At 62.6% G+C, this 23,742-nt stretch carries 21 protein-coding genes; 12 read left to right on the forward strand and 9 right to left on the reverse strand.

All coding sequences use genetic code 11. The features are described from left to right. Positions 1-81 precede the first annotated feature (81 nt). Complete coding sequence (gene fumC, locus J9892_RS22920; protein ID WP_111896411.1) at positions 82-1,473, forward strand: class II fumarate hydratase; 1,392 nt, start codon at positions 82-84, stop codon at positions 1,471-1,473. Between the two features lie 85 nt (positions 1,474-1,558). Here fumC and J9892_RS22925 read toward each other — a convergent pair whose 3' ends face one another. Next, positions 1,559-1,996 (reverse strand): VOC family protein, encoded by a 438-nt coding sequence (locus J9892_RS22925; RefSeq protein WP_111896412.1) that lies wholly within the window; start codon positions 1,994-1,996, stop codon positions 1,559-1,561. Between the two features lie 398 nt (positions 1,997-2,394). Here J9892_RS22925 and putA point away from each other — a divergent pair, with 398 nt between their 5' ends. Further along, positions 2,395-6,342, forward strand: a complete 3,948-nt coding sequence (gene putA / locus J9892_RS22930; RefSeq protein ID WP_103858718.1) for a trifunctional transcriptional regulator/proline dehydrogenase/L-glutamate gamma-semialdehyde dehydrogenase — start codon at positions 2,395-2,397, stop codon at positions 6,340-6,342. A 584-nt stretch (positions 6,343-6,926) separates the two neighbouring features. On the opposite strand, the gene alr is transcribed toward putA, so the two are convergent. Both alr and dnaB read right to left on the reverse strand, forming a co-directional pair. Continuing rightward, the gene (gene alr, locus J9892_RS22935; protein ID WP_069784533.1) at positions 6,927-8,000 is read right to left on the reverse strand and encodes an alanine racemase; all 1,074 of its coding nucleotides are present in this window, start codon (positions 7,998-8,000) and stop codon (positions 6,927-6,929) included. Positions 8,001-8,138: 138 nt separating this feature from the next. Continuing rightward, complete coding sequence (gene dnaB, locus J9892_RS22940; protein ID WP_039040054.1) at positions 8,139-9,533, reverse strand: replicative DNA helicase; 1,395 nt, start codon at positions 9,531-9,533, stop codon at positions 8,139-8,141. Positions 9,534-9,954: 421 nt separating this feature from the next. Here dnaB and J9892_RS22945 point away from each other — a divergent pair, with 421 nt between their 5' ends. Continuing rightward, a complete protein-coding gene (locus tag J9892_RS22945) occupies positions 9,955-10,809 on the forward strand; it encodes a Tim44-like domain-containing protein (protein WP_010673257.1) in 855 nt (284 codons plus the stop codon). A 193-nt stretch (positions 10,810-11,002) separates the two neighbouring features. Here J9892_RS22945 and ushA read toward each other — a convergent pair whose 3' ends face one another. Continuing rightward, positions 11,003-12,673 (reverse strand): bifunctional UDP-sugar hydrolase/5'-nucleotidase UshA, encoded by a 1,671-nt coding sequence (gene ushA, locus J9892_RS22950; RefSeq protein ID WP_041211202.1) that lies wholly within the window; start codon positions 12,671-12,673, stop codon positions 11,003-11,005. A gap of 248 nt (positions 12,674-12,921) precedes the next feature. Here ushA and J9892_RS22955 point away from each other — a divergent pair, with 248 nt between their 5' ends. The 3 genes from J9892_RS22955 to J9892_RS22965 all read left to right on the forward strand — a co-directional run bounded on the left by J9892_RS22955 (position 12,922) and on the right by J9892_RS22965 (position 14,676). Then, the gene (locus J9892_RS22955; protein ID WP_111896414.1) at positions 12,922-13,260 is read left to right on the forward strand and encodes a DUF2956 domain-containing protein; all 339 of its coding nucleotides are present in this window, start codon (positions 12,922-12,924) and stop codon (positions 13,258-13,260) included. Between the two features lie 115 nt (positions 13,261-13,375). Further along, positions 13,376-13,711 (forward strand): hypothetical protein, encoded by a 336-nt coding sequence (locus J9892_RS22960; RefSeq protein WP_010673254.1) that lies wholly within the window; start codon positions 13,376-13,378, stop codon positions 13,709-13,711. A 98-nt stretch (positions 13,712-13,809) separates the two neighbouring features. Beyond that, the gene (locus J9892_RS22965) at positions 13,810-14,676 is read left to right on the forward strand and encodes a tetratricopeptide repeat protein (RefSeq protein ID WP_113979088.1); all 867 of its coding nucleotides are present in this window, start codon (positions 13,810-13,812) and stop codon (positions 14,674-14,676) included. Between the two features lie 69 nt (positions 14,677-14,745). Here the strand turns inward: J9892_RS22965 and J9892_RS22970 are convergent, their stop codons facing one another. Together J9892_RS22970 and fkpA are read right to left on the reverse strand one after the other, a co-directional pair. Next, positions 14,746-16,149, reverse strand: a complete 1,404-nt coding sequence (locus J9892_RS22970; RefSeq protein ID WP_042881314.1) for a sigma-54 dependent transcriptional regulator — start codon at positions 16,147-16,149, stop codon at positions 14,746-14,748. 148 nt (positions 16,150-16,297) lie between these two features. After that, positions 16,298-17,107 (reverse strand): FKBP-type peptidyl-prolyl cis-trans isomerase, encoded by an 810-nt coding sequence (gene fkpA / locus J9892_RS22975; RefSeq protein WP_029313875.1) that lies wholly within the window; start codon positions 17,105-17,107, stop codon positions 16,298-16,300. Between the two features lie 119 nt (positions 17,108-17,226). Here fkpA and J9892_RS22980 point away from each other — a divergent pair, with 119 nt between their 5' ends. Together J9892_RS22980 and J9892_RS22985 are read left to right on the forward strand one after the other, a co-directional pair. Continuing rightward, positions 17,227-18,195: a hypothetical protein gene (locus tag J9892_RS22980; RefSeq protein ID WP_113979087.1), complete on the forward strand. Its 969-nt coding sequence runs from the start codon at positions 17,227-17,229 to the stop codon at positions 18,193-18,195. Positions 18,196-18,209: 14 nt separating this feature from the next. After that, positions 18,210-18,425 carry a SlyX family protein gene (locus tag J9892_RS22985; protein WP_010673249.1) on the forward strand — a complete coding sequence of 72 codons (216 nt, stop codon included), beginning with the start codon at positions 18,210-18,212 and terminating at the stop codon, positions 18,423-18,425. Positions 18,426-18,489: 64 nt separating this feature from the next. Here the strand turns inward: J9892_RS22985 and slyD are convergent, their stop codons facing one another. Continuing rightward, positions 18,490-19,116: a peptidylprolyl isomerase gene (gene slyD / locus J9892_RS22990; RefSeq protein WP_052815183.1), complete on the reverse strand. Its 627-nt coding sequence runs from the start codon at positions 19,114-19,116 to the stop codon at positions 18,490-18,492. 146 nt (positions 19,117-19,262) lie between these two features. Beyond that, positions 19,263-19,469, reverse strand: coding sequence for a YheV family putative zinc ribbon protein (locus J9892_RS22995; protein WP_113979085.1), 207 nt, complete (start codon positions 19,467-19,469; stop codon positions 19,263-19,265). Positions 19,470-19,508: 39 nt separating this feature from the next. Here J9892_RS22995 and J9892_RS23000 point away from each other — a divergent pair, with 39 nt between their 5' ends. The 3 genes from J9892_RS23000 to J9892_RS23010 all read left to right on the forward strand — a co-directional run bounded on the left by J9892_RS23000 (position 19,509) and on the right by J9892_RS23010 (position 22,277). Continuing rightward, positions 19,509-20,195: a hypothetical protein gene (locus J9892_RS23000; protein ID WP_113979084.1), complete on the forward strand. Its 687-nt coding sequence runs from the start codon at positions 19,509-19,511 to the stop codon at positions 20,193-20,195. Positions 20,196-20,333: 138 nt separating this feature from the next. Then, positions 20,334-21,233, forward strand: coding sequence for a chemotaxis protein (locus J9892_RS23005; RefSeq protein ID WP_045523724.1), 900 nt, complete (start codon positions 20,334-20,336; stop codon positions 21,231-21,233). Positions 21,234-21,293: 60 nt separating this feature from the next. Next, positions 21,294-22,277 (forward strand): hydrolase, encoded by a 984-nt coding sequence (locus J9892_RS23010; RefSeq protein WP_210539110.1) that lies wholly within the window; start codon positions 21,294-21,296, stop codon positions 22,275-22,277. On the opposite strand, the gene J9892_RS23015 is transcribed toward J9892_RS23010, so the two are convergent. Further along, on the reverse strand, positions 22,259-23,407 hold the full coding sequence (locus J9892_RS23015; protein ID WP_210539111.1) for a GGDEF domain-containing protein: 1,149 nt from the start codon (positions 23,405-23,407) through the stop codon (positions 22,259-22,261). The genes J9892_RS23010 and J9892_RS23015 overlap by 19 nt on opposite strands. Before the next feature lie 89 nt (positions 23,408-23,496). Between J9892_RS23015 and J9892_RS23020 the strand changes: the two genes are divergently transcribed. Beyond that, entirely contained in the window at positions 23,497-23,742 is a 246-nt protein-coding gene (locus tag J9892_RS23020) for a YheU family protein (RefSeq protein WP_010673242.1), read from the forward strand.

A 23,742-nucleotide genomic window follows, 5' to 3' on the forward strand; every position in this document is an offset into this window, starting at 1 on the left:
ATGCCCTTTGTCGGACGGATACTGGCCTCGGCCACGCTTTATGGTCATGCTAGGGAACACCCAATCGGCAGGAGAGCGCAGATGAACATCAGGATGGAAAGAGACAGCCTGGGGGAGATAGCCGTCCCGGCGGACAGACTCTGGGGCGCCCAGACCCAGCGCTCCCTGCACCACTTCAACATCTCGGGGGAGCGCCAGCCCAGGGAGATCATCCATGCCCTGGCCCGCATCAAGTCCGCCTGCGCCCGGGTCAACCACGCCCTGGGACTGCTGCCCGCGCGCAAGGCCCAGGCCATCATGGCGGCCGCCGACGAGGTCCTGTGCAGCCAGCACGACGCCGAGTTTCCCCTGATGGTGTGGCAGACCGGCTCCGGCACCCAGACCAACATGAACCTCAACGAGGTGCTGGCGAACCGGGCCAGCGAGCTGCTCGGTGGCCCCCGTGGCGAGGGGCGGCTGGTGCACCCCAACGACGAGGTGAACAAGAGCCAGTCCAGCAACGACGTCTTCCCGAGCGCCATGAACCTGGCCGCCGTCACCGCCATCACGGGCCGGCTGCTGCCGGCACTCGTCCCCCTGAAAGAGACCCTGGCGAGCAAGGCCGCCGCCTTCGACGACATCGTCAAGATAGGCCGCACCCACCTGCAGGACGCCACGCCCCTCACCCTGGGGCAGGAGATCTCCGGCTGGGTCGCCCAGCTCAGTCAGGGGGAGCGCCACATCCGGGCCGCCCTGCCCCATCTGTGCGAGCTGGCGCTGGGGGGCACGGCGGTGGGTACCGGCCTCAACTGCCCCCCAGGTTTCGCCGACGCGGTGGCCAGGACCCTGGCCGAGCAGACCGGTCTGCCGCTGGTGAGCGCTCCCAACAAGTTCGAGGCCCTGGCGGCGAGCGATGCCCAGGTCCATGCCCACGGCGCCCTCAAGACGCTGGCGGCCTCCCTCATGAAGATCGCCAACGACGTGCGCTGGCTCGCGAGCGGCCCCCGCAGCGGGCTGGGGGAACTCATCATCCCGGAAAACGAGCCCGGCTCCTCCATCATGCCCGGCAAGGTCAACCCGACCCAGTGCGAGGCCCTTACCATGCTGTGCGCCCAGGTGATGGGCAACGACGTGGCCATCAACCTCGGCGGCGCCAGCGGCAACTTCGAGCTCAACGTGTTCAGGCCCCTCATCGCCCACAACTTCCTGCAGAGCGTGCGGCTGCTGGCGGACGGCATGCAGAGCTTCCACGAGCACTGCGCCCTCGGCATCACGGCGAACCGGGCGCGCATCGACGAGCTGCTGACCCGCTCCCTGATGCTGGTGACGGCCCTCAACCCCCACATCGGCTACGACAAGGCGGCGGAGATCGCCAAGCGGGCGCACCACGAAGGCGTGAGTCTGCGGGAGGCGGCCATCGCCTCCGGCCACCTCACGGCCCAGCAGTTCGACGCCTGGGTGGTGCCCGCCGACATGGTGGGGAAGGGCAAATAAGGCGCGATTTCGGGAGCACGGTTCGCGGGAGCACGAATAAGCAGAAGGGGCGCCGCGGCGCTCCTTCCCATTCACCGGCAGGGACTCAGCTCTTGCTCTCGCAGTTGAACATCCAGTGGGTGCCGAACTTGTCCACCAAGGATCCGAAATAGGCCCCCCAGAACATCTCCGCCAGCGGCATCTCCACCTTACCCCCTTCGGCCAGGGCCGCAAACAGGCGATCGGTCTCGGCCCGACTGTCCGGCTCCAGGTTGAGGTAGCTGTTGTTGCCCTGCACCAGGGTGAAGCCCATGCTGGCCGGGGCATCTGTGCCCATCAGCACGTGGCCGCCGAGGATGGGCAGCGCCACGTGCATCACCAGCTCCCCGTCTTCCTCCGACAGGGGGGGCTGGTCCGGGCAGCCGGGGGAATCCTTGAAGCGGTGGATGGGACCGGCGAAGTCGCCGCCGAACACCTCGCGATAGAAGAGGAAGGCCGCCTCCGTCTCCCGGGCAAAATTGAGATAGGTACTGACACGCGCCATGGGTTTCTCCTTGTCACCGATAGCTGGCCCCTTTGGCCAGCTATCAGCATAGAAGAGCACGGGGCACCGTCAGGTGGCGATCCGGTCCCCCTCCCCGCATGGGGAGCCGTGATCACCGCCCCGCCTCGGTCTAACCCCCAAAAGTGCAACCACATTTACAAGAGGTTGCACCTCACATCAGCATTCATAAGATGCATTGCCAACCCATTAATAATACTGTGAAAAGCGGACAAGCGGCGGGCTTGAAAGGAGCCTGATAGAGACCGGATTCATGGAAGAATTCAACAATGTAACCAATACATTAAAATTTCTTGCTTGAAGGTTGCACCTGGTTGCACCATCATCGGCGAAATTTAACCGTCCGGTAATATTGTTACCTTCTAGACACAGGAAGTCCCATGGCCACTACCACCCTCGGCGTCAAACTCGATGAAGCGACCCGCGACCGCCTCAAACAGGCTGCGCAGACCCTGGATCGCACTCCCCACTGGCTGATCAAGCAAGCCATCTTCACCTATCTGGAGCAACTGGATCGCGGTCTGACCCCGCCCGAGCACTCCGGGCTGGCTGCCGCCGCCGGGGAAGAGGCCGTCGAGACCCTGACCGAGCAGGGCATCCAGGTCTTCCTCGAGTTTGCCGAGAGCATTCTGCCCCAGTCCGTGCTGCGGGCCGCCATCACGGGGGCTTATCGCCGCCCCGAGACCGAAGCCGTCCCCATGCTGCTGGAGCAGGCCCGTCTGCCCAAGGAGAAGGCTGACGCGACCCAGAAGCTGGCCATGGGCATCGCCGAGAAGCTGCGCAACCAGAAGAGCGCCAGCGGCCGTCAGGGCCTGGTGCAGGGGCTGCTTCAGGAGTTCTCCCTCTCCTCCCAGGAAGGGGTGGCCCTGATGTGCCTGGCGGAGGCGCTGCTGCGCATCCCCGACAAGGCGACCCGGGATGCCCTCATCCGCGACAAGATAAGCGGCGGCAACTGGAGCCAGCACCTGGGCCAGAGCACCTCATTGTTCGTCAACGCGGCCTCCTGGGGTCTGCTCATCACCGGCAAGCTGGTGGCCACCCACAACGAGGCGGGCATGAACAGCTCCCTCAAGGGACTCATCGGCAAGGGGGGTGAGCCGCTCATCCGCAAGGGCGTCGACATGGCGATGCGCCTGATGGGTGAGCAGTTCGTCACCGGCGAGACCATCGCCGAGGCGCTGGCGAACGCAGGCGGCATGGAGAGCAAAGGGTTCCGCTACTCCTACGACATGCTGGGGGAAGCGGCCCTGACCGAGGAGGACGCCAAACGCTATCTGGCCTCCTACGAGCAGGCCATCCACGCCATCGGCAAGGCCTCCCATGGTCGCGGCATCTACGAGGGGCCGGGCATCTCCATCAAGCTCTCCGCCCTGCATCCGCGCTACAGCCGCGCCCAGTACGATCGCGTCATGGAGGAGCTCTACCCCACCTTGCTGGGCCTGACCCAGCTCGCCAGGCAGTATGACATCGGTATCAACATCGACGCCGAGGAGGCCGATCGGCTGGAGATCTCCCTCGATCTGCTGGAGAAGCTCTGCTTCGATCCGTCCCTCGCCGACTGGAACGGCATCGGCTTCGTCATCCAGGCCTACCAGAAGCGCTGCCCCTATGTGATCGACTACGTCATCGATCTCGCCAAGCGCAGCCGTCACCGCCTGATGATCCGTCTGGTGAAGGGCGCCTACTGGGACAGCGAGATCAAGCGCGCCCAGCAGGAAGGGCTGGAAGGCTACCCGGTCTATACTCGCAAGCCCTACACGGACGTCTCCTACCTCGCCTGCGCCCGCAAGCTGCTGGCGGTGCCCGAGGCCATCTATCCCCAGTTCGCCACCCACAACGCCCACTCCCTGTCTGCCATCTATCAGCTGGCGGGTCAGAACTACTACCCGGGTCAGTACGAGTTCCAGTGCCTGCACGGCATGGGTGAACCGCTCTACGAACAGGTGGTCGGCAAGGTGGCCGACGGCAAGCTGGGTCGCCCCTGCCGCATCTATGCCCCGGTGGGCAGCCACGAGACCCTGCTCGCCTACCTGGTGCGCCGCCTGCTGGAGAACGGGGCCAACACCTCCTTCGTCAACCGCATCGCGGACAACAACATCTCCCTCTCGGATCTGGTGCAGGATCCGGTGCAGCAGATCGAGCAGATGGCCGCCCGTGAAGGGGCCTTGGGTCTGCCCCATCCGCGCATCCCCCTGCCACGGGATCTCTACGGCGAGGCCCGCCCGAACTCCGCAGGTCTGGATCTCGCGAACGAGCACCGCCTGGGGTCACTCTCCGCCGCCCTGCTCGCCAGCACCAACACCGCCTATCAGGCCGTGCCCATGCTGGGTTGCGACACCGAGGCGCCGACCCAGTTCCAGCCCGTGCTCAACCCGGCGGATCACCGCGATGTCGTCGGTCAGGTGAGCGAAGCCACGGTAGCGCTGGTGGACAAGGCGCTCGCCTGCTCCCTCACGAGCGGCCAGATCTGGCAGTCCACCCCGCCAGCCGAGCGGGCCGCCGTGCTGGACAGGGCTGCCGATCTGATGGAATCCGAACTGCAACCCCTGATGGGCCTGCTGGTTCGCGAATCCGGCAAGACCTTTGCCAACGCCATCGCCGAGGTGCGCGAAGCGGTGGACTTCCTGCGCTACTACGCCGCCCAGGCGCGCAACCACTTCGCCAACGACACCCACAGACCGCTCGGCCCAGTGGTCTGCATCAGCCCCTGGAACTTCCCGCTGGCCATCTTCAGCGGCCAGGTGTGTGCGGCCCTGGCCGCCGGCAATACGGTGCTGGCCAAGCCTGCCGAGCAGACCCCCCTCATCGCGGCACAAGCGGTGCGCATCCTGCTGGAAGCGGGGGTTCCCGCCGGTGCGGTGCAACTGCTGCCGGGCCGTGGTGAGATCGTGGGTGCGGCGCTCATCGCGGACGAACGGGTGCGCGGCGTCATGTTCACCGGCTCCACCGAGGTGGCGGGCATCATCTCCCGCAACCTGGCCGGTCGCCTCGACGCCCAGGGTCGCACCATTCCCCTCATCGCCGAGACCGGCGGCCAGAACGCCATGATCGTCGACTCTTCCGCCTTGACCGAACAGGTGGTGATGGATGTCATCTCCTCGGCGTTCGACAGCGCCGGTCAGCGCTGCTCCGCCCTGCGAGTGCTGTGCGTGCAGGATGACGTGGCGGATCGGGTGATCCGGATGCTCAAGGGCGCCATGGCCGAGTACAAGGTCGGCAGCCCCGAGCACCTTTCCACCGACATCGGTCCCGTCATCGACGCCGAGGCCAAGGCCAACATCGAGCGCCACATCAAGGCCATGGGCGACAAGGGGCGCAAAGTGCACCAGATCGCCCGCACCCAGGGGGATGCCTGCAGCCGCGGCACCTTCGTGCTGCCGACCCTGATCGAGCTCGACAGCCTGGACGAACTGGGACGCGAAGTGTTCGGCCCTGTGCTGCACCTGGTCCGCTACCCGCGCACCCGGCTCGGGGAGTTGCTCGAGCAGATCAACGGCAGCGGCTACGGCCTGACCCTGGGTGTTCATACCCGCATCGACGAGACCATCGCCCAGGTGGTGAACGTGGCCAAGGTGGGCAACCTCTACGTCAACCGCAACATCGTGGGCGCCGTGGTCGGGGTGCAACCCTTCGGTGGGGAAGGGCTTTCCGGCACCGGTCCCAAGGCCGGTGGCCCGCTCTACATGTATCGCCTGCTCGGCGCCCGTCCCCAGGAAGCGGTGGCCAACCAGCTGCACCAGGAGTCCGGTGCCCTGCATGCCGAGGCGAAAGCCCCCCTCGTGGCCCTGCGCGACTGGGCGAGCAAGCAGGATCCGGCCCTCGCCGCCCTGTGCGATCACTACGCCGCGCTCTCCCAGAGCGGCCGTACCCAGCTGCTGACCGGCCCCACCGGCGAGCGCAACAGCTACAGCCTGCTGCCCCGGGAACGGGTGCTCTGTCTTGCCCAGGAGAAGGCCGACCTGCTGGCCCAGCTGGCCGCCTGTCTGGCGGTCGGCAGCCAGGTGCTGCTGCCGGACGATGCCCAGACACGCGCCCTGCTCTCTTCCCTGCCGACCGAGGTGCGGGATCCCATTGCGCTGGTGGCGGACTGGGCCACGGGGGAGACGGATTTCGATGCCCTGCTGCACCACGGCGACTCGGATCAGTTGCGGGAGGTGAGCAAGCTCGCCGCCGCGCGCCAGGCAGCCCGTAACGGCGCCATCATCGGTGTGCACGGCCTGCATCGCGGCGAGACCGACATCCCGCTGGAGCGCCTGCTCATCGAGCACGCCCTCTCGGTCAACACCGCCGCCGCCGGTGGCAACGCCAGCCTGATGACCATAGGCTAAGCGCCGCATAGTGACGGAGACTCAAGCCCCGCAGATGCGCAATGCTGTTCAGATAAGCACTTTTTTGACTGATTATTCATAAATTGGATTTGAGTTGAGGGGGCAAGGCTGTGTCCAGTCGATCTTCCTCCAGCCTTTATCCAGCGGGGCTTGCAATAGAAAGAGGGAGGCATCATGCCTCCCTCGATTTTTTGTCCTGATACTACGTGGACTGGAACTCAAATTCTCTTAAGTGAACAGCATTGCCGCAGATGCGGGGCTTGTTCTTTCGTCTCTGGAACACGCCCATGAAAAAGGCCGCCCTTGTCGCAATGCTGTTCAGATAAGCACTTTTTTGACTGATTATTCATAAATTGGATTTGAGTTGAGGGGGCAAGGCTGTGTCCAGTCGATCTTCCTCCAGCCTTTATCCAGCGGGGCTTGCAATAGAAAGAGGGAGGCATCATGCCTCCCTCGATTTTTTGTCCTGATACTACGTGGACTGGAACTCAAATTCTCTTAAGTGAACAGCATTGCGCCCTTGTCGGGGCGGCCTTTTTGTTCTCCCCTCGCGGGAGAAGGGTGGGGGATGAGGGGCGACTCGCCTACACGTACTCCATAAAGACGCGGGAGGTGAGCTTGGTGATGAGCTCATAGGGAATGGTGCCGATCTGGTCGGCCACCCGCTCCACCGGCAGCCCTTCCCCCCAGAGCACCGCCTCGTCACCCGCCTTGTCGGTGGCGCCAGGGCCGAGATCCACCGTGGTCATGTCCATGGAGACGCGCCCCACCAGGGGCACGATGCGGCCATTGACCAGCACTGGCGTGCCATTGGGGGCCATGCGCGGATAACCGTCGCCATAACCAATGGCAATCACCCCGAGCCGGGTATCGCGATCCGACACCCAGTTGGCGCCATAACCCACCGGCTCGCCCGCCTTGTGATCGCGCACCGCGATGAGCTGGGTCTTGAGGGTCATCACTGGCTGCAGGTCATAATCCGCCGCCACCGTATTGGGGAACGGCGACACGCCGTAGAGGATGACGCCGGGGCGCACCCAGTCGCAGTGGGAATCCGGCCACGCCAGGATGCCTGCCGAGTTGGCCATGGCCCGCTCGCCCGACAGCGGCGCAGTCAGCTGGCTGAACAAGTCGATCTGCTCGCGGGTGGTGGGCTGTTCCAGCTCATCGGAGCGGCTGAAGTGGGTCATGACGTTGAACGGCTGCACCACGTTCTTGCACTTGGCGAGGCGCTCGATAAAGGCGGGCATCTCCTCGGCCCGTACCCCGAGGCGGTGCATGCCGGTATCGAGCTTGAGCCAGGCCACCACGGGGGCTGGCAGCTCGGCCTGCTCCAGCGCCTCGAGCTGCTCCCAGGTGTGCACCGCGGTCTGCAGGTTGTTGGCCGCCAGCACCGGCAGGTCGGCCGCGCTGAAGAAGCCCTCCAGCAGCACGATGGGCTTGACCACGGCGCAGGAGCGCAGCATCAGCGCCTCTTCGATGCGGGCCACTGCGTAGGCATCCGCATCCACCAGGGTGCGGGCGACCGGCAGCAGGCCGTGGCCGTAGGCGTTGGCCTTGACCACGGCAATGATCTTGCATTGGGGGGCGTGGCGTTTGACCACAGCGAGGTTGTGGCGCAGGGCCGCTGTATTGATCTGGGCGATAGCCGCTTTCATCTGTTTTCCCTTACGAGGGCATGATAATCAGGCACCGGGTGGTGTCAGCCCTCAAATCTCATCGTCTAAGGCCGGACCGGCAGAATTGTCGAACCGGGAAAACTGTTTATGGATGCCGGGAGCAGGCTCCCGGCTTACTTAGTAGTCATCATCAAACGCCGGGCCCGCGTAGTTGTCAAAGCGCGAGAACTGACCCTGGAAGGTGAGCCGCACTCGTCCTATGGGGCCATTACGCTGCTTGCCGATGATGATCTCGGCGATCCCCTTGTCGGGGCTGTCGTCGTGATAGACCTCGTCGCGGTAGATGAACATGATCAAGTCCGCATCCTGCTCGATGGAGCCGGATTCCCGCAGATCCGAGTTGACCGGGCGCTTGTCGGCACGCTGTTCCAGGCTTCGGTTCAGCTGGGAGAGCGCCACCACGGGACACTGCAGCTCTTTCGCCAGCGCCTTGAGGGAGCGGGAGATTTCACCGATTTCCAGAGTTCGGTTGTCAGACAGGGCCGGCACCCGCATCAGTTGCAGGTAGTCCACCATGATCATGCTGATGCCGCCGTTGTCCCGCGCCACCCGGCGGGCACGGGAGCGCACTTCGGTCGGGGTGAGGCCGGAGGAGTCGTCGATGTACATCTTCCCCTTCTCCAGCAGCAGCCCCATGGTGGAGGAGAGCCGCGCCCAATCCTCGTCGTCGAGCTGGCCGGTCCGCACCTTGGTCTGGTCGATGCGCCCCACCGAAGCGAGCATACGCATGATGATCTGCTCGGAGGGCATCTCGAGGGAGAAGATCAGCACCGGCTTGTCGGCGGTGAGGGCCGCGTGCTCGCACAGGTTCATGGCAAAGGTGGTCTTGCCCATGGAGGGACGAGCGGCGACGATGACCAGATCCGAACGCTGCAGGCCGGCGGTCATCTTGTCCAGATCGTTGTAGCCGGACGACACGCCGGTCACCCCGTTGTGGGGGGTCTTGAACAGCTCTTCAATCTTGTCGACGGTCTGCTCGAGGATGAGCTTCAGGGGCTGGGGGCCCTCGTTGGCGCTGGTGCGCTGCTCGGCGATCTGGAACACCTTGCTCTCGGCCAAGTCCAGCAGATCGTTGGAGGTACGCCCCTGGGGCTCGTAGCCCGCTTCGACTATCTCGTTGGCGACCGAGATCATCTCCCGCACCACCGCCCGCTCACGCACGATCTCGGCGTAGGCACTGATGTTGGCGGCGCTCGGGGTGTTCTTGGCGATCTCCACCAGATAGGCGAAGCCACCGGCCTCTTCCAGTTGCTCGGAGCGCTCGAGCTCCTCCTGCAGAGTGATAAGATCGATGGGGTTGCCCGCATTGGAGAGGCGGGTCATGGCCTGGAAGATCAGGCGGTGCGGACGGCTGTAGAAATCCTTGTCGATCACCCGTTCAGCGACCCGATCCCAGGCCTCGTTGTCCAGCATCAGGCCGCCCAGTACGGACTGTTCGGCCTCAAAAGAGTGGGGAGGTACTTTCAGCTGTTGTGTCTTGGCGTCTTTTTTCGCCGTCACTTGCTCTGCCATACACATAAAAACCGCAGCGGGAAGGGGACGGGAATTTTACAAAAGAAACCCCGCCATCGCGAGTGCTAATACGTCCCGTCATCGCATCCGGCGACAAGACGGGACCCAGGCCTCGTCAGCATCATCCACTTCTGCGCCGCAGACCTGCCTCACAGTACGAGAAAGGGCCAGACCAGGGTCTGATCTTTCGTTCTTGCTCTTTGTTTGTTGCGCAGCCTGCGCACCGAGCGACTCGGCCGTCTGTGTTTCATGGGCGCCTCCCCTGTCGGACGACTCAATCTGTTCATGAATAATTCATGCCATCCGTGATAATCATACCCGCAAGCTGCAACACAAAAAGGGACTGGCAGCCTGCCATGCGCCTCGCTGAGCTTGCACAAGCAGAGCATGCCCCCACCTACATGAGAGTGAAAGAGTCAAAATGAAAAAGATGCTGACCCTGTTTGCCCTGATCCTGGCCATTGGCCTTGGGGCACCCATCGCCGAGGCCAAGAAACTTGGTGGCGGCAAATCCTTTGGCAAGAGCTACAAGACGGCTCCGGCCCAACCTGCGGCCAAGCCGGTCGACACCAAGAACCCGACCGTGGGCGCCCAGGCACCCAAGAAAGGCGGCATGATGGGCGGCCTGCTGGGTGGTCTGCTGGCCGGCGGCCTGTTTGCCTACCTGCTGGGCAGCGGTGCCTTCGAAGGTCTGCAAGGGATGGACTTCCTGCTGATCGCCCTGCTGGCACTGGGCGGTGTCTTCCTGTTCCGAGCCCTGCGCAGGAACAAGGCGGCAGCGGCCCAGCCACAGACGGCCTATGCGGGTTATCAACCGCCCCAGAGCGCGGCGCCCCAGCAGTTCGAGCAGAGCCACAGCGCCCCGCAGGCCACCGGTTTTGCCGACAGCGACGTGCCCTTCCGTCTGCCTCCGGGCTTTGACATGAACGGCTTCCTGGCCGGTGCCCGCGATCACTACCGCACCCTGCAAGAGGCCTGGAACAAGAACGACCTGGAGAAGATCCGCGAGTACGTGAGCCCCGAGCTGTTCGAGCACCTCAAGGCTGAACGCGCCGAGCTCTCCGGTGAGCAGCACACCGAGGTGATGTACGTGGACACCCAGCTGGTCCGTGCCGACTACGGCAGCGACTGGGCCCAGGTGAGCGTGCGCTTCAGCGGCCGCTACATGGACCGTCAGGAGCAGGTCGAGGAGGACATCAAGGAGGTGTGGCACCTCGAGCGTGATCTCGCCAAGGACAATGCCCCTTGGCATATCGTCGGCATCGAGCAGCTCTAAGGCTCAACCGACCCATTTCATCAAGGCGACCTCAGGGTCGCCTTTTTATTGCCATCAGATCGTGTCATGCCCTATTTCGGGGCAGCTTCCCGTGGCCGGATATATTTCCCGAGAGACACTGCTGATGACATTGAAAATAAAAAGAGAGGCAGCCATGGCTGCCTCTCTTTTTTATTGGCTCGGGGTGCAGGGATTATTTGCAACCCTCTACCGAGGTGGAGTTGATATAGCTGACCTCGCCGGCCGGCTGATAATCGGCGACCTGAATGGTCTTCTTCGCCGCGATATAATCCTTCAGCACACCGGCATCCACCAGACCGGCATTGATGGTGTCGATCTTCGGATAACCGTCACCACCGGCCGCGCTGAAGCTCGGGATGGAGAAGCTGTAGGTTGCTGCCGGATCGAAGGCCTTGCCGCCGATGGTGGCGATGTCCACGCTCTTGGCCTGGCAATCCACCGTCATCTTGATGCCGCCGAACTGGGCATAGCCACCGGTATTGGCGGTCTTGGTCGCGACCTGACCCAGGTAGGTCAGCAGCTCGTTGCCGCTCATGGTCGCCTTGTTGACGGTGTTGCCGAACGGATGCACGGTCAGCACGTCACGGTAGCTGATGTCCCCTGCCGCGATGGAGGCACGCACCCCGCCGGAGTTGACGATGCCAAAGTCGGTGCTCAGCTTCTCGGCAGTCGCGGTGGTGATGAGACGACCCAGGTTGGTCTGCTTGTTGCGCACGTTGGCGCGCTCACCGTCCAGTACGCCATCGGTGGCACCGATGACCACACCCAGCTCCTGCTGTCCCTTCTCCTGATAGGTGAGCAGGGTGTTGTAGAGCTCGGGATCCTTGACGATCTCTTCTTGGATGAAATCACCGTCCGCATTCTTCAAGTTGACCGGGATCAGATCGTACTGGGTCAGGGTCAGCTTGCCATTCTGATAGTCAAACTGGGCACGACCCACATACTTGCCCCACTCGTGAGCCTGCATGATCCAGGTGCCGTTCTGCTGATCCGGCTGGCAGTCGTCGCCCGGCTTGAAGTCAGCGTACTTGTCCGGGGTGCCCGGCTCCATGCAGACCGGGTTCTGGGAGTGACCACCGATGATGGCGTCCAGAGTACCTGCCGGCAGCGCACGGGCCATCTCCACGTCACCCGGTGCGTTGCTGCCGTGCTGACCATTCTCGTAATGGCCCATGTGGGTGATGGCAAGAACCAGGTTCGCCTCTTTGTTGTCGCGGATTTGCTTGCCGAGATTGGCGGCTTCCGTGGTCGGATCGCGGAACTCGAGGGTCTGGACGTTGTTGGGATCCACCAGCTGGGCGGTGTCCTCTGTGGTCAGACCCAGAACGGCGACCTTGAGGCCGCTCTCCAGCTTGAACACCTTGTAGGGGTCGAAGTAGCGCTTGCCGCTCGTCTTGTCATAGATGTTGGCGGAGATCATCGGGAACTGGGCCCACTGGCGCTGTTTCTCGAGGATGGTCAGGGGGTTGTCGAACTCGTGGTTGCCCACCGCCATGGCATCGTAACGGATGCTGTTCATGGCCATGAAGTCCGGCTCTGCATCCTGCAGATCCGACTCTGGCACCCCGGTGTTGACGTCACCGCCGGAGAGCACCAGCACTTCGCTGCCCGCCGCTTTCGCCTCGGCACGCAGCCGCTCGACCAGGGTCTTCTGGGCCGCCATGCCATATTCGCCCTTGTCGTTGTGCCAGAAACGACCGTGGGTATCATTGGTATGCAAAATGGTCAGCTTGCAGACATTTTCGGTGCAGGGGGCGACGCTGTCGTTGCTTGAGGTATTGCAGCCGCTCAATGCGGCAAGCACTGCCAGTGCGATACTTCCTTTGACAAATTTATAATTCATTTCCATATCACCTTGTTATTTTGTTATTGGACGACCCTATCCAGGATCGGGTGGTAATATAACAAACAACATGTGACGGTTTTTCATCGGCGACTCACAAATTCCGCCAAATGTGATCATCCACGCAACCTGTTTCCCCTATTTGGAACAGAGGCACCCCACTCGCAGAGCAATTTCCCCCATGATGGCAGCCCGCCGGTAACGGTTATGGCATACTGCCCGCCAATCAATGCCAAGGAGTGCCTGGAATGGCCAAGTACGACAAAATTTCCCCCGAAACCCAGCAGGAGGCGATGAAGATCGCCCGTGCCAACCAGAAGCCGGGGCAGACCAAGGAGCAATCCCAGCTCATCGCCCAGGGGATCCAAAAGGGCATAGACGAATACAAGAAACAGATGAAGGCGAAGGCCCGCGAGGCCAGCCGCCAGAAGAAACTGCAAGCCAAAGCCAGGCACTCTTCCCAAGAGACGCCGGAAGAGGAGAGCGAAGCCGAGGTCATCGAGCTCACCCGCCAGCACCCGCTGCCCTGGATCCTGCTGGTGCTGAGCTGGCTGGTATTTGCCGTGCTCTGGTTCTGGTTCCGCTGATCCTGCCCAGGCAAACCTTTACCATGCGATCCGCTTCACAGCCCGGGCGCGGGGGACTGGTCATTCCCCACCCGGACTGCCTACACTCTGCCCCCCTTGTCAGGAGACACTCATCATGAACCCGGCCCCGCTCTATCTGCTGGCACCCCTCGCCCTCTTCCTCGTGACCCTGGTGCTCTATCGCATCTCGCCACTGCGGGCGGTCGCCGCCGGCCATGCCCGCTGGTTTATCCTGCCCGCCTTCACTCTCTTTATCCTGCTCATCGTCATCAATGGCGCTGCGGATCCCGCCCTGAGAAGCCCTGCTTTCCACTGGCTGATGCCGGGGTTCGGCTTTGCCCTGAGCCTGTTCCCTGCCCTGCCCAAGGCACTGGTACCGCGCCTGGCTATCAAGGAGGGAGCCTTTGCTGCCCTGGGTCTGATGCTGATGAGCCTTGCCATGGTCTACTGATCGGCAAGCGCTGGCGTCACGATGGCGCCAGCCCCCCTTCTTGTACAAAGAATGGCCTTCAGGCATCTTGGTGGGCGGATAACCGGCATGGAGGCCAGATGAACAATCCGCCCGATTTCATGGCACTGTGGGATTATCAGGATCCCGTTGCCAGCGCCCAGCGTTTTCAAGCACTGCTGCCCGAGGCGCGTGCCGCCAACCTGCAATGGGAGCTGGAGCTCCTCACCCAGATAGCCCGCACCCATTCGCTGCAACGCCAGTTTGCACAGGCGCACCAGCTGCTCGACGAGATAGAACCCCGCCTCACCGAGGCGACTCCACGGGCCCGCGTGCGCGCCTTGCTGGAGCGTGGCCGCACCTTCAACTCCGCCGGTGACAAGGCCAGCGCCAGAGCCCTGTTTGAACAGGCCTGGCAACTGGGAGAACAGCACGAAGAGCACTATCTGGCCATCGATGCGGCCCACATGGTGGCCATCGCCGCCCCCCTGGAGGAGCAGAGCCACTGGCACCAGCTGGCGATGACCCTGGCCGAGCGCAGTCACGACAAGCGGGCGCGAGGCTGGCTCGCCACCCTCTACAACAATCAGGGCTGGACCCTGTTCGAGCTGGGTCGCCTCGACGAGGCCATCGCCTGTCAGCAAAAGTGCCTGGCCTGGCACGAGCAGCACAACAACCAGGGCAAAGCCTTTATCGCCCGCTGGAGTCTGGCGCGCCTGAGCCGGGCCCAGGATCGCCATGAACAGGCCATGGCCGAACTGGCGCAGTTGCGCGACGACATGACTGCCGCAGGCGCCCCCGAGGATGGCTATGTGTTCGAGGAGCTGGGGGAGAATGCACTCGTGCTCAATGATCCCGCGGCGACCGAGTACTTTGCCCGCGCCTGGTTTCTGCTGTCACAGGATGGCTGGTTCACCGCCAACGAGGCAGAACGACTGGCCAGGCTCAAGCTGCTCGCCAAACTCTGATAAGCGTGCGGGGCGACCAATTGGCCGCCCCGCACATCAGCATGTCTGCCCGGGAGCAGAGGTGACGGCTCAGGCCGGACTCGCCTCTTCCCAGCTCTGCTTCTTGCGATAAATCGTGGAAGGGCTTATTTCCAGCAGGGCCGCCGCCTTGGGGATGTTGCCGTCACAACTGGCGATGGCCTGCTCGATGGCCTCCTTCTCCACCTGCCAGAGCGGACGGACCTGCCTGCGAACGACGACGGATTCTGACTGGGGATCCGCGATCCCGACCGCAGGCTCCGGGGCCAGGGTTCGCCCCCCGTTGAGGGGAGGTGGCAGGATATCCGGGCTCACCAGCTCGCCATCGTTGAGCACCACTATGTTGCGCACCACGTTTTGCAGCTCGCGCACGTTGCCGGGCCAGGGGTAGTCGAGCAGCACCTGCACTGCGTCCGCATCAAAGTCCCTGAACCGCTTGTTCTCCTCACCGGCATAACGCAGCAGCAACTCCCGGGCCAGCAGCAGGATGTCCTCTCCCCGCTCCCTCAGGGGGGGCAGCGCCAGCGGGATCACGTGCAGGCGGTAGTAAAGGTCTTCACGAAACCGTCCGGCCTTGACCTCCACCAGGGGATCCCGGTTGGTGGCGCAGACAAAGCGCACATCCACCGTCTCCAGCTTGCCGCTGCCGACCCGCTGCAGGGTGCCGGTCTGGATGAAACGCAGCAGCTTGCTCTGCAGGTCGAGATCCATCTCGCAGATCTCGTCGAGGAAGAGGGTACCGCCGTCCGCCAGACTGGCCGCCCCCTTGCGATCCCCCTGGGCACCGGTAAACGACCCCTTCACGTGGCCGAAGATCTCGCTCTCCATCAGGTCATGGGGAATGGCGGCGCAGTTGAGGGCGATGAAGGGCTGATCCCGACGCGGGCTGCACTGGTGGATGGCCTCGGCGCACACCTCCTTGCCGGTGCCGCTCTCGCCAGTGATGAAGACGGTGGCCTTGCTCGGCGCCGCGCTCTCGATGATGCGATAGACCGCCTGCATCGCCATGGAGGCGCCGATGAAACCGGCAAAGGAGCTGCGCTCGAAGTTTTCCCGATACTGGGCCACCAGCGAGCTGAGCTGCTGGTGCTTCAGGGCATTGCGCGCCGTGGCGCACAGGCGCTTGCCATCGAACGGCTTGGTGAGAAAATCGAAGGCCCCGAACCGCATCGCCTCCACCGCCACATCCACCGAGCCGTGAGCAGTGATCACCACCACGGAGCAGGGCAGTTGCCGCTCCGTGATCTGCTGCAAGATGTCCATGCCGGACATGTCGGGCAATTCCAGGTCGAGCAGCACCACGGGGGGCGGGCTTGCCAGCAATTGTGCCAAAGCCTGCTGGCCACAATCTGCCAGCTGCACCTCGTAGCCATCCTGGGCCAGATACTGCTCATAGACGACCGCCAGACTGCGGGTATCTTCCACCAACAGGACACGGGGTTTGCTTTCAGCCACGAGATCCATCCTTGCGCTTGATTTTGTTGTCTATTCTGGGGGCTAGCCGCCACACACTCAAGACGGCCTCATCGCTTTATCCGGGGGATTGCGACAATACACAAGCAAAAACGGCTCCCTGGGGAGCCGTTTTTATGGTGCTTTGAGCTTATTTCTTGGCGTTGTCGCCATCGGCAGCCGGTTTTTCGATGGCCAGCAGCTCTACGTCAAATACCAGCACGGCGTTGGCCGGGATGGAACCTGCACCGTGCTCGCCATAGGCCAGCTTGGACGGCAGGAAGAACTTGAACTTGGAGCCGACCGGCATCAGTTGCACCCCTTCGGTCCAGCCCGGGATCACCTGGTTGAGCGGGAAGGTAGCCGGCTCACCGCGATCGACGGAGCTGTCAAACTTGGTGCCATCGGTCAGGGTACCGGTGTAGTGCACCTTGACGATGTCGGTGGCCTTCGGCTTGGCGCCGTCACCCATCTTCTCGACCTGATATTGCAGGCCGGACTCAGTGCTCTTCACGCCCTCTTTCTTGGCGTTGGCAGCCAGGAACTCTTCACCCTTCTTCAGGTTTTCCACGGCATCCTTGTCGGCCTTAGCCTTGGTCAGCTCGTTGATCTTGGCGTCGTATTCCTGCAGAACCTTCTGGATCTCCTCGTCGGTCATCTTGGCCTCTTTGCCCAGACCGTCGGTGACACCCTTCAGGATCACGGTGTTGTCCAGCTTGATGCCGAGCTCTTGCTGGCGCTCCAGGGTATTGGCGATATAACGACCCATGGAGAGGCCGATCGCATAGCCGGATTGCTCTTCAAAGCTCTTGGCCTCAGCCTTGGGGGCCTCTGCCGGCTTGCTGGCTTCTGCCTTGACCTCTGCGGTGTTGGTCGCAGCAGGTTTCTCATCTTTTTGGCAAGCAGTCAGACCGACGGCAACCGCCGCAGCCAACAGGGACACCTTCAGAAAATTGTTCATCAGTTTCTCCAAAACTCTAAATACCGCTCTCGGTTCCTTCGTGAAATGAGAGGTTTATCGTGATAAGCGCCTTATACTAACGCCGTGATCGCAGGTAACGAAAGCATGAGACAGGAAAAATGATCAAAAGTGCCATTTATCTCATCGGTATTTGCCTGATGCTGACGGGGTGCGAACAACGCTCACTTCCCAGCCAGCAGATCCGCCTCGCCAACCAGGGTCTGCTGAGCGCGGATCTCGCCAGTTCCGGCAAGCTCGCGCTGGTCTCCAGCCTGGGTCAGGGCACTGTGGTGTGGGATCTGGAACAGGGCAAAGAGCGCTGGCGCTGGCGCCAGAGCGATGACCAGGAGGAGTTCGTCACCCTGACCCGCTTCTCCCCCGATGACAGCCATGCCATCACCGCCACCCAGCACACCTTCGCCATCTGGCGCTTGCTGGATGGCCGCTCCCAGGGCTACTACTCCCTGCCAGAATCCCCCCTGCGCGATGCGGCGATCTCGGCGGATGGCCGCCAGGTGCTCATCGGCCGTGAAGACGGCAAGGCGGAAGTGGTCGACACCCAGACCGGACGCCGGCTGCAATTCCTCGGCCACACCGAACAGGTCAACACGGTGGATCTCTCCCCCAATGGTCGCTATGCCCTCACCGGCGGCAACGATTACAGCGCCTATCTGTGGGATACCCGCACGGGCCAGGTGGTGTGGCGCTTCAACCACGCCGGGCGAGTCGTGATGGCGAGACTGGATCCGTCCGGACGCTTCGCCTTCACCGCAGACAGTCGCCAGGCCAGCATCTGGGATCTCAAAACCGGCAAGGAGCACAGCCGGTTGCAATATGATCACCGCTTCGAGGTCTACACCAGCGCCCGCTTCGCCAACGGCGGCAACTGGCTCATCACCGGCGCCCCCTCCCGCCAGCTCACTCTGTGGCAGGTGGGTGACGGCCAGCCGTTGCAGAGCTGGCGCGTCTCGCCCCATCCCAAGGTGAAACCGCCTAGCGCTGTGGTCTATGGCGTGGCTTTGCGCGACAATGACCACCTCGTCAGTGCCAGCTCCAGTGGCCTGGCTGAAATCTGGACTATCAAGTAAGGACCAAAAGGCCCATGAGTCAGCAACTAAACGAACGCCTCGAAACCCTGGAAAGCCGCCTCGCCTTTGCCGAATACACGGTGGAGCAGCTCAACGACGAGGTCACCACCCAGGGTCGCGAGCTGGACCGGCTCAAACACCAGATCCATCTACTGGTGGATAAATTGCAGAGCGTACAGCCGAGCCAGATCGCCAGCATGGCCGAAGAGACGCCGCCACCGCACTACTGATGCGTGCCAGCCATAAAAAAACCCGCGCCATGCGCGGGTTCTTTTATCATCGGCCAGGCCGTGATCAGTGCTGATGGCCTTTGCCACCACAACCGCCACCACCGCAGCAACCACCGTGACCGTGATCGTCGCCGTGATCGTGTGCATGGTTGTGACCATGGCCACCACAGCAGCCACCGTGGTCATGATCGTGATCATGGCCGTGATCATGGTCATGACCGCAGCCACCGGCGCCGTGCACATGGCCATGGGCCAGCTCTTCGGCGGTCGCGGCACGCACGTCCTTGATCTCGACCTTGAAGCCCAGGGTCACGCCAGCCAGGGGATGATTGCCGTCCACCTTGATGAACTCCTCGGACACCTCGATGACGGTCACCGGGCGGTGGCCGTCGTCGGTCTCGGCCACAAAAGTATCCCCTTCAGACACTTCCATACCGTCGAACAGCTCGCCGGGCACTTCCTGCACCAGATTCTCGTCGTACTCGCCATAGGCCTGGTTCGGCGTCAGGGTGACGTCGAACGCCTCGCCCACGCTGCGGCCTTCTAGCTCGGCTTCGAGGCCGGAGACCAGGTAACGGGTACCGTGCAGATACACCAGCGGCTCTTTACCGACAGTGGTGTCGATGACTTCACCGTGTTCGTCGGTGACCGTGTATTCCAGCGTAACCACGCTCAGGGGAGCTACTTTCATGTCAGGGATCCTGCGGATAGAAAAAAACGGGCTCAGAATACCTCAAAAAGGCAGACAAGCATATGGTCGACCCGGCTTCGGTGTGATGAAAAAGTCATCAACAGCGACCAGCCTGACCGGCGTACCATCACCTTGAGGCATGGCACTCACTCGGGACGAAACACCCCTATCACCTGCTCCGCCTCACGCGTCGCCTTGTCCACCTGCACCTGGGTCTGCACCTGGGTATCCCCGCACTCGACACAGGTCACCTTCTCGACTCCATGCTCCATATACAGCATCATGGTGTCCATCTTGCCGCACGCCGGGCAAACCGCCCCGGCAATGAAGCGTTTTTTACGTCTGGTTTCCATTTTTGTTACCTCCAGGCAGCATCATATCAGGGTTTTTACATGCATCACGCCATCGAATATCAGCATTTTTCCACTTCCACTCTTCAGGTCGGCCCCCGCAAGCGCTCCCCCATGGGCCAATTGCTGCGCGTCACCCAGGGGGCGGCGCTGCTGAAATTGGGTGCCCATGAGCTGCTGCTGACACCTGGCAGCCACTTCTGGCTCTGTGCCGATGCCCTCGCCGCCTTCACCCCTCTGGCTGACTGCCAGCATGATCTGCTGGCCTGCTCCGTGCGGGTGCCCCAGCCCGCCCAGGCTGGCTGGTTGCAGGCAAGCCCGTTGATGGACGCACTGCTGGACAGCCTGGCGGCCTGGTCACGCCCCCGCGACTGGCAAGGCCCCTATGGGCAGCGGCTGCAAGTGGTGGGGGATGAGTTGCATGGCTGCACCATCTCGTCACTGGGGGATCAGGCACTGCAAGATGCCTGGCAAGCCCTGGCCAGGGCGCAGCCGGATAGCGTGACTGCCTGGCAGACCCTGCTGGGCACTCGCGGTCTCGAGGGCCCTGACGCCCAGGCACTGCAGGATCAGTGGCAACTGTTGCAGGGGATTCGCCTGCTGCGAAGCGGCAGCACGCCGTCACAGGTGGTGAGCAGGCTGGGTTATCGGGATGAAAGCGCGCTGGCCGAGGCTCATCTGCAATGGCTCGGGGCGCCCCTCTCCCCTCAGCCGTCCGCGACCCGATAAGAGAGGCATAAAAGGATGGCAAAAGAAATCCAGTTTTGCGGCTCACCGCCGCTAACAACAAAGGAGTCATTCATGTCACCATCCTTTATGCTGAACACCCGATTGACCGTCACCGACTAGATCAACAGGACATCCGCCATGACGAGCAAGGCCAACCAATCCCAGGGCATGTTGCTGTTCCACCTCTCTGCCAGACAATCCTTCGCCATCGGTACCCTCAAGGTGAAGGAGATCGTGCCCTACACCCAGCTCACCGCCCTGCCACAATCCCATCCCACCGTGCTCGGGGCCGCCAGCATGCGCGGCACCACCATCCCGGTGATCGACATGGCAATGGCCGTGGGCTATCGCCCCATCAGCCGGGAGGAGATGCCCCACTGCTTCATCATCATCACCGATTGCCGCCGCACCCTGGTGGGCTTTCTGGTGCGGGGCATCGACAAGATCACCGAGTGCAACTGGCGTGACATCGAGCCGCCCCCTCCCTCCTTGGGACAGAACGTCTTCGTCACCGGCGTGACCCGGGTGGGAGATCAGTTGATCCAGTTGCTGGATGTGGAGCTCATCCTGTCGCGGGTCTATCCGGACGATCCCAGCCATCTCTACCCCGTGCTGACCGACGTGCAGCGCGAGCGGCTCAAGCCGATGCGGATCCTGCTGGTGGACGACTCCTCCGTTGCCCGTCGCCAGCTCATGGCGGCGCTCGATTACATCAACATCCCCTACGAGGTCTGCACCAACGGACGCGACGCCCTCACCCTGATGCAGACCCGGGTCTCCCAGGGCACGCGGATCGACATCCTGGTGAGCGATATCGAGATGCCGGGGCTGGATGGTTACGAGCTGGCCTTCGAGGTACAGAGCGATGCCAAGCTGGCGGGAGCCTACATCATCCTGCACACCTCCCTCTCCAGCGAGATCAGCGTGGAGCGGGCCCATCAGGTCGGCGCCCACGAGGCGCTCACCAAGTTTGAAGCCAACGAACTGATCCAGGCCATGCTGCGCGGCGCCGAGCACCACGATCGTCTGCTGGCCTGATGTCGCGGCGAGCCAAGGGCTCGCCGCCCCCTTTTCCTCCTTGCTCTTCCGAGTCGCTGCATGTTGACAGAAAGCCACTTCCACGCCCCCTGGTGGGCCTGCAACCCCCATCTGCAAACCATTTTGCCCAAGTGGCTGCGCCGCTCGCCTGCCCGCTTCATCCAGGAGCGCTTCGAACTCCCGGACGGCGATTTCGTCGATCTGGCCTGGAGCGGCGAACCCGGCCAGGATGAACACCCCCTGGTGGTGGTGTTCCACGGACTGGAGGGGAGCATTCACTCCCACTATGCCAAGGGACTCTTTGCCCACCTGCAGCGGCAAGGGAACGAGGCGGTGCTGATGCACTTTCGGGGGTGCAGTGGCGAGCCTAACCGGCTGCTGCAGGCCTATCACTCAGGCGCCATTGAGGACGCCCAGGCGGTGATTGCCGAGCTGGGGCGGCGTTTTCCAGGCCGGCCCCTGGTCGCCATCGGCTATTCCCTGGGGGGCAACATGCTGGTCAATCTGCTGGCGCGGGCCTGCCCGGCACAATTGAAAGCGGCGGTGGTAGTGTCGGCCCCGCTGCAACTGGACAGCTGCGCCGATCGGGTCAATCAGGGCTTCTCACGGGTCTATCAGAACTACCTGCTGCGCACCATGCGAACCAACCTGCAAAGCAAGATCCGGCGCCAGAGCGCGGCACGGGCGCGCTGGCAGCCGGCCCAGATCACCCGCATTGCCACACTGAGGGAGTTCGACGAGCTGGTGACGGCACCGCTCCATGGTTTCGAGAGCGCCGATCACTACTACCAGACCTGCTCCGGCCTGAGCCTGCTGGCCCGCATTCCCATCCCGACCCTCGTCATTCACGCCGCCGACGATCCCTTCATGACCGATGCCGTCATTCCGGCGGCAGAGCAGCTCTCCCCTCTGGTGCGCTACGAGCTGAGCAGCCAGGGCGGCCACGTGGGCTTCCTGCACGGCTCTCCCTGGCGCCCCCGCTTCTGGCTGGATGAGCGCATCAGCCAGTGGTTGCGGGAACAGACTCAGGGCGCGAACCGATAACCGTTGCGCCCCTCTTCCTTGGCCTGATAGAGGGCGCCATCGACCCGCTCGAGCAGCATGACGAGGCTCTCCCCGGTTCGCCACTGGGCTATCCCCTGGCTCAGGGTGAGGTGGGGGGAAACGTCGGAATCCTCATGGGGCAGAGCCCTGGCCGCCAGAGTGGTGCGAATGCGCTCCGCCACCTCCTGGCCACCGGCCAGCGTCGTCTCCTGCAGCAGCACCACGAACTCCTCTCCCCCGTAGCGCGCCACCAGATCACCGGGTTCCCGCACACTCTCCTCCAGGCACTCGGCCACCAGGATCAGGCACTCATCCCCCGCCTGATGACCATAGCGATCGTTGTAGCGCTTGAAGAAATCCACATCGAGCAGGATTACGGTGAGCGGCACATCCAGGGTCGTGCCTTGCGCAATGGCACGCTTGCACGCCTGATCGAAGTGGCGACGGTTGGCAATGCCGGTAAGGGGATCCCGGTGAGCCATGGCATTCATCTTGTTTGCCAGCATCAGGTTGTCGTGCTCCCTTGACACCGCAAGCTCGAACCAGCCGTTGAGCATGCGCCGCCCCGTCTCCAGCACCACCAGCAAGACCCCGACCACAATGGTGTTGACCAGAACAAAAGGATCAGGGCTCCAGGAGGCTCTCATCAGCAAGAACAGCAGGGGGACCGACACCAGGGCGTAAAACAGCCGCACATCGCAATACGCGGCGACGAGACCGGTCAGCAGCAGGCTGACCATGTTGAAAATGAAGCTGAAGCCCCCCTTCAAGTCGACGATCGAGATGGTGTAACCCACCATGGCCCAGGCCAATCCCCAGGAAAGGACGCAGACGTACAGGGAGCCCTGCCAGATGACATGGGGTTGACGGGAGAGCCAGCCCCACCCGAACGGCAGCAACAGGCCGACTCCTATCATGGTGATCAGCTGCCATTTGTAAGACCAGGGCAGGTTGCCGACCAGTACCAGGTGTGCATCCCGATAGATGTAAAAGCGGGTCAGCAGAAATACGAGGGCGATGAGATTGATGACCCAGTACCAGCGCAAACCGGCGCTCAGGGCGCGGCGGCGGGCATCGAACAGGTGCTGTTCGAATTGACTGGAGGGTCGGCGTGCGTCAATGGATTGCATGGCACCCCTCGTCCAAAACGAGACAAATCCCTTGCGCTTGCCGACCAGACACCGACAATATCCGCAACCCACTGAGTGAAGATGAAATCATGATTATCCCCTGGCAAGAACTGGAGCCGGACACCCTCACCAACCTGCTCGAACACTTTGTGCTGCAAGAAGGCACCGAATACGGTGAACAGGATGTCAGCCTGACCGACAAGGTCGAAGCAGTCAGGCAACAATTGCTACAAGGTAGCGCCGTGCTTGTCTATAGCGAGCTGCACGAAAGTGTCAATGTCGTCCCAAAGACTCATTTAAGCAAGTCACCCACTGACGACTTCCCCCAAGCGTAA

Source organism: Aeromonas sp. Prich7-2, from assembly GCF_017939255.1.
Taxonomy (GTDB): Bacteria; Pseudomonadota; Gammaproteobacteria; order Enterobacterales; family Aeromonadaceae; genus Aeromonas; species Aeromonas caviae.